Genomic DNA, 7178 nt, shown 5'->3' on the forward strand with positions numbered 1-7178 from the left:
GCGGGGTGCAACTGGGCATAAAAAACGCAGTCCAAAAAATGGTGTTGGACTGCGATCAAATGATCATCTGTCTGGAGTTCAGATGACCATAGAGAATAAAAACAAGGCTATCTGTAACATAAGATAGATAAGAGTAAATAATAAAATTAATCACTCTTACTTCTTATTATGAGGATGGTTGGATATTTTTCAATCAAATTATGTAACAAAAAAAGAGAGCCGAAGCTCTCTTTTTTTTATTTTTCAATTAGTGACGCGCTGCTTTTGAACCTTCTACCGGTTTTACAATCGGTGTTTTGGGTAAAGGCTTTGGCATTGCAGTTAATGCTAAAGGTAAGATTTCATCAATGCTTTTCACAGGTTTGATTTCTAATCCTTCTTTAACATTGTTAGGAATCTCTGCCAAATCACGAACGTTATCTTGAGGAATAAAGACAAGCTTAATTCCACCACGATGTGCAGCAAGAAGTTTCTCTTTCAAGCCACCGATACGCATCGCACGACCACCAAGACTTGTTTCACCTGTCATTGCGATGTCTGGACGAATCGCAATACCAGTAAATGCTGATACAAGTGCAGTTGTTAATGCCAAACCAGCAGATGGACCATCTTTTGGAGTTGCACCTTCAGGTAAGTGAACGTGTACATCAGTTTCTTCAAAACGAGACGCTTCAATACCAAGTTCATCAGCACGCGTACGTACTACAGTCATTGCTGCGGTAATCGATTCTTTCATTACGTCACCGAGTGAACCGGTTGTAATAAATTTACCTTTACCTTTAACAGCTGCAACCTCAATAGTAAGTAACTCGCCACCTACAGAAGTCCATGCCAAGCCATTGACACGGCCTACTTGTGCTTCATCTTCAGCAATACCAAAGTCAAACTTATGCGGACCTAGATATTCAGGAAGATTGGCAGAGGTAACGTCAAGCTGTAAGTTTTTAGACTTTTTACTTACCGCTTCTTTTACCACTTTACGCGCAATTTTAGAGACTTCACGTTCTAAACTACGAACACCAGCTTCACGTGTATAGCGTTGAACAATGTCACGAATCGCTTCTTCATGAATTGTTAACTCTTTTGCACGTAAACCGTTGTTCTTAATTGCTTTAGGAACAAGGTAACGTTCAGCAATGTTTACTTTTTCATCTTCGGTATAACCCGGTAGACGAATGACTTCCATACGGTCCAGTAACGCTTCTGGAATATTCATACTGTTTGCAGTACAGATGAACATGACTTCAGAAAGGTCAAGATCAAGATCTAAATAGTGATCGTTGAACTTACTGTTTTGTGATGGATCAAGTACTTCAAGCAATGCAGAAGCTGGGTCACCACGGTAGTCTTGTGCCATCTTGTCAATTTCGTCGAGTAAGAACAGTGGGTTCTTCACGCCAACTTTTGTTAAAGACTGCACAATTTTACCCGGCATCGCACCTATATAAGTACGACGATGTCCACGAATTTCTGCTTCATCACGTACGCCACCAAGCGCCATGCGAACAAATTCACGACCTGTTGCTTTAGCTACTGATTCACCGAGTGAAGTTTTACCAACGCCTGGAGGACCTACTAAACAGAGGATAGGGCCTTTGAGTTTTTTCACACGTGATTGAACAGCTAAATATTCAACAATACGGTCTTTAACATCATCAAGACCATAGTGGTCAGCATCAAGAATCTCTTGTGCTTTTGCTAAGTTAATACTGACTTTGCTCGCTTTGTTCCACGGCGTATCTAAAATCACTTCTAGATAGTTACGTACAACTGCAGCTTCACTAGATGCTGGCTGCATTGCTTTAAGTTTACGGAACTCAGCTTCAGCTTTTTTGCGTACGTGTTCAGGTAAATCAGCTTCAGCAAGACGTTTCTCTATTTCAGCCACGTCATCTTCAGCACCGCCATTCATATCGGAAAGTTCACGTTGAATGACTTTCATTTTTTCATTTAGAAAGTATTCACGTTGGTTCTTTTCCATTTGGCGTTTTACGCTGTCATGTAAAGTTTGCTCAATTTGCTGTTCAGCAGATTGATTCATCAAGTAGTTCATTAACTCTTGCAAATGTGCTTCAAACTCATCGTGCTCTAAAAACTTCTGTTTAATTTCAATATTTAGAGGTACACGAGTTGCTACGAAGAACATAAGTTGCAATAAGTCTTCGATTTTATTGGCAGCAGCAACGAGTTCACGTGCATTACGTAATTTTGCTTCTGCATATTGAGCAAATAAGTTACGTAACTCTTGTAAACGAGTTTCTTGAGTTGCCTTATCTACATTAATAGTCATTGGACTTAGATCATGTTCAGCAGTCAAATAACTATCTTCATCGATAATTTTTGTGAGCTTAGAACGATGTAAGCCTTCAATAAGTACTTTAATGCAGTTTTCATCATTTTCATGATTAACTACTTGTACAATCTTAGCGACTGTACCGTACTGGTATAAATTGTCGTGATCAATTTCTTCTGTAAGCGAATCTTTTTGCGCAACTACAAATACTAAATTGTCACTGTTACGAGCCACATCAACTGCATTGATCGATTTTTCACGACCCACGAATAGCGCAATTTGCATGTGTGGATAAACCACAACATCACGTAAGGCTAATAGTGGTAATACACTTGGAACCTGAGGCTCTAAGTCAGTTTTTTCATTCATAATAAGTTCAGACATGGGCACTCCTAATGAGTGACAACGAGGTTGCCATGTTTTTTATAGTGATGTGTATTTCAAAAATTACAAGGGCATGACAATAGAAAATGTTGAAAAAATGACTAATTTAGTCAACTTTTTTTTAAAAATGTTATGAATCAATAGATTAATTCTTAAGAAGAATAAAATTTTGTAGTGAAGCTAAGCATTTTTACTTAATAATTAGTCTTTGCCGTACAAGTAAGGAAATCAGTTTTCGAAACAAATGTTTTGTTTAGTTTTATTTTATAATAAGTTTTTTTATTAAGTATATTTAAAAATTTATTTATTTTATAATTTATTGTGAGTAGAATAAACACACTATTATTTATAATATACAGCTGTATTTTAAATGGATAATTATTGCTGAATAATTATATTAATAATGATATTTATTTTAGAGTTGATATTCTATTTCTATAATATACAGATGTATTTTAAAATGTATTTGTTTTTATTAATTTTGTAAAAATTAATCATATATTTAGAGTTATTATTCTATTTTAAAATAAGTTTACTCATTTTTAACAAAAACAAAACACTTTGTTGTTAATTAATTTTTTATTTATTAAATTCAATAAATTAAAATTAATTATAAAAATATAATTTGTGATTAAAATCACAATTTTTCTTATCGTTATTTTGTTTTTATATTTACCCTTTAGATTTATTCAATTAGGATGCCGCCTCTTTTTTTGGGCCGAAAATTTTAAAAATGTATTTGTACATTTTTATTGGTCTTTGAGTTTGGTATTTGTCTGAGAAGTTTTATGAATAAAGTTTATAAGGTCATTTGGAATGCTTCAATTGGAGCATGGGTTGCAACATCTGAAATTGCAAAAGGTAAAACAAAGACTAAATCAAAAACTTTAAATGCATCAGCGATTATTTTAACTAGTTTAATTAGTTTTACGCCAAATGCTTTCGCAGGGACAAATACCGAGGGTGGAGTAGGCCAAGGAACATCTATTTCAGGAACAACTTCTTGTCGTGAAGGAAATGCGAGTACTGCCAATGAAAAAGATGTTGCTATTGGTTGTGGAGCCCAAACTCAAGACCGAACAGGCTCTAACATCGCAAACCGTAACAATCCTTATAATAATTCTACTGGTGCTTATGCTGGTGCAATGAAACAAGGTGGAGCAATCAGTGTCGGTACTGGCGCTGTAGTTGAGAAAGGTTTAGGTACTGCAATTGGTTCTTATGCGACAACTCAAGGTATTTCAGGTGTAGCAATTGGTACAGGTGCTTTATCTTCTGGAAATACTGCTCTTGCGGTTGGGCGCCAATCTGCCGCGACCGCCGATTTTTCTCAAGCCATTGGTAATGTTGCAGCAGCTACAGGTAAAGGCTCTTTAGCAATTGGTCACTCGGCAACGGCAGAAGGTTACCGTTCAATTGCAATTGGTTCACCAGATATTGAAAACGCTGACCCAGTTGCGGGGCAAGCAGGTGCTGCTTATCAACCTAAAATGGCAACAAAAGCAACCGGTAAAGACTCGATTGCATTCGGTGGTGGCGCAGTGGCCACTGAGGAAAATGCTTTAGCGATTGGTGCATTTTCAGAATCTAAAGGTAAAAAATCTGTTGCAATTGGTACAGGCGCAAAAGCACAAAAAGATAATGCCGTTGTGATTGGAGACCAAGCTGAAGCTACTTTTGATGGTGGTGTAGCAATTGGTAAAGGTGCACGTTCAGAAGCTGAAAATAGTATTGCTGTAGGTAAAGATTCAAAAGCAGTCCAAGCTAGGGGTGAAAGTTTCTTAACTAAACAATCAGCTCCAACTGGTGTTTTATCAATTGGTGATGTGGGAAGTGAACGCCGTATTCAAAATGTAGCAGACGGTTCAGCAGATTCGGATGCTGCCACCATACGTCAGTTAAAAGCGGCTCGTACTCATTATGTCAGTATTAATGATAATGGTCAGCAAGGCAGCAATTTTGAAAATGATGGTGCAACTGGACGTAATGCGATTGCTGTTGGAGTGAATACTTCTGCTACTGCTCGTGATGCAATGGCGATTGGTGGATATACACGAGCAACGGGAATTGGTGCAATTTCAATGGGTAGCAGCAGCCAAACAGTTGGCAGTGGTGATGTTGCGATTGGCCGTAATGCATCGACTAAAGGAGCAGAAGGTACACCATCGGGTTATAGCAATCAGTCGATTGCGATTGGAGATCAGACCAAAGCGATTGGGGATCAGTCGATTGCGATTGGTGCCGATGTCATTGCAAGAGGAAACTCTTCTGTTGCTATTGGTGGTGATGATGTAGATAAAATTGCACAAGATGCTGAGCTGAGTAAAACCTATACAGAAATTACGGGAGGGATACTTAAAGCAGGTAAGTATCCAACAACTGAAGCGAATCACGGCTCAACTGCTGTAGGTACTCAAGCTGTAGGTACTGGTGCATTTTCATCGGCTTTCGGTATGACATCTAAAGCAACTGGTGATGCTTCATCTGCTTTTGGCGTCATGTCTAATGCTTCAGGTAAAGGTGCTGCTGCATTCGGTGCTGTTGCACAAGCAACAGGTGATGGTGCATCTGCAATGGGTATTAACTCATTTGCATCGGGTACAAACTCAACAGCAATTGGCTCTGGTAACAAACCCGGTGAAGGTGCAAAAGCAACTGGCAACAGTGCTGCTGCAATTGGTAGTGGTGCTCAAGCAACAGGTGATAACTCGGCTGCAATTGGTAAAGGGGCTGAGGCTACAAATGAAAATGCTGCTGCTGTCGGCGGCGGTGCAAAAGCAGCTGGTAAAAATGCTGCAGCCATTGGTGGTGGTGCAATTGCTGACCAAGAAAATGCAGTTGCAGTTGGTCAAGGTGCCCAGTCTTTAGTTGAAGGTGGTGTCGCTTTAGGTGCACGTAGTAAAGTAGAAGCTAAAAATAGTGTTGCTTTAGGCCAAGATGCTGTAGCAACCGAAGCGACAGGAAGCTCTTTCCTGACCAATCGTGATGCTTCTAAATCTAATGGTGTTATTTCTGTTGGGTCGGCTGGAAAAGAACGCCGTATTATCAATGTTGAAGATGGCTCAGCTGACTCAGATGCGGTAACAGTACGCCAGCTTAAAAATGTTGATGGACGTGTAAACCAAAACACGAGCAATATTAGTAAAAATGCTCAGAATATTACCAATCTAAATCAAAAGTTAGATGATACAAGAACTGACTTGGGTAACCAGATTACGGATACAAACACCAAGTTAAATAACACTAAAGATCAGTTAACAACTCAGATTAACGACACTAAAACTGAGTTAAACAACACGATTGGTAATACGAAAACTGAACTGAATACCAAAATTGACAACACCAAAACCGAGCTTGAAAACAAAGGCTTGAACTTTGCTGGCAACAGTGGAGCAGATGTCCACCGTAAACTTGGCGAGAAGCTCAATATTGTGGGTGGTGCAGCTGCCTCAACACCAGCTTCAAAAACAAGCGGTGAAAATGTCATTACCCGTACTACTCAAGATGGCATCCAGATTGAACTGTTAAAAGACTCGAAGTTTGACAGTGTGACTACTGGCAACACCACTTTGAACAACAATGGTTTGACCATTAAAGATGGTCCAAGCATTACTAAAGAAGGTATTAATGCTGGTGGTAAACAAATTACCAGTGTAGCTGAGGGTGTAAACGCTAAAGATGCAGTGAATGTTGATCAGCTCACCAAAGTGAAAGATAACTTAAATGGCAAAATCACTGATACGAATAATCAGTTAAATGATGCCAAAAAAGATTTAGGTAATCAGATCGCAGATACCAACAAGAATTTAAATGATGCTAAAAATGATCTTGGCAATCAAATTTCCGATACCAACACCAAGTTAAACAATACCAAAGATCAGTTAACGACTCAGATTAACGACACCAAGACTGAGTTAAACAACACGATTGGTAATACGAAAACTGAATTAAATACCAAAATTGACAGCACCAAGACTGAGCTTGAAAACAAAGGCTTGAATTTTGCTGGTAACAGTGGAGCAGATGTCCACCGTAAACTTGGCGAGAAGCTCAATATTGTAGGTGGTGCAGCTGCCTCAACACCAGCTGCGAAAACAAGCGGTGAAAATGTCATTACCCGTACTACTCAAGATGGTATCCAGATTGAGTTATTAAAAGACTCGAAGTTTGACAGTGTGACTACTGGCAATACCACTTTAAACAATAATGGCTTAACGATTAAAGACGGTCCAAGCATTACTAAAGAAGGTATTAATGCTGGTGGTAAACAAATTACGAATGTTGCAGATGGTGTAAATGCTAAAGATGCAGTGAATGTTGATCAGCTCACCAAAGTAAAAGAGAGCTTAAATGGCAAAATCACTGATACGAATAATCAGTTAAATGATGCTAAAAATGATCTTGGTAATCAGATTACCGATACCAATACCAAGTTAAACAATGCCAAAGATCAGTTAACGACTCAGATTAACGACACTAAGACTGAGTTAAACAACACGAT

Annotated in this window: 2 protein-coding genes; one reads left to right on the forward strand and one right to left on the reverse strand. The window is 38.7% G+C overall.

Going from position 1 to position 7178, the window contains the following annotated elements; all coding sequences use genetic code 11:
• Window positions 1–247 precede the first annotated feature (247 nt).
• Entirely contained in the window at window positions 248–2677 is a 2430-nt protein-coding gene (gene lon, locus B554_RS0102655; protein WP_019456874.1) for an endopeptidase La, read from the reverse strand.
• Between the two features lie 788 nt (window positions 2678–3465).
• Here lon and B554_RS0102660 point away from each other — a divergent pair.
• Window positions 3466–7178 (forward strand): ESPR-type extended signal peptide-containing protein (locus tag B554_RS0102660; protein ID WP_019456875.1); only part of this gene is annotated, 3713 nt, incomplete at its 3' end.

The sequence above is a fragment of the Acinetobacter sp. GG2 genome, from assembly GCF_000292385.1.
GTDB lineage: Bacteria > Pseudomonadota > Gammaproteobacteria > Pseudomonadales > Moraxellaceae > Acinetobacter > Acinetobacter seifertii.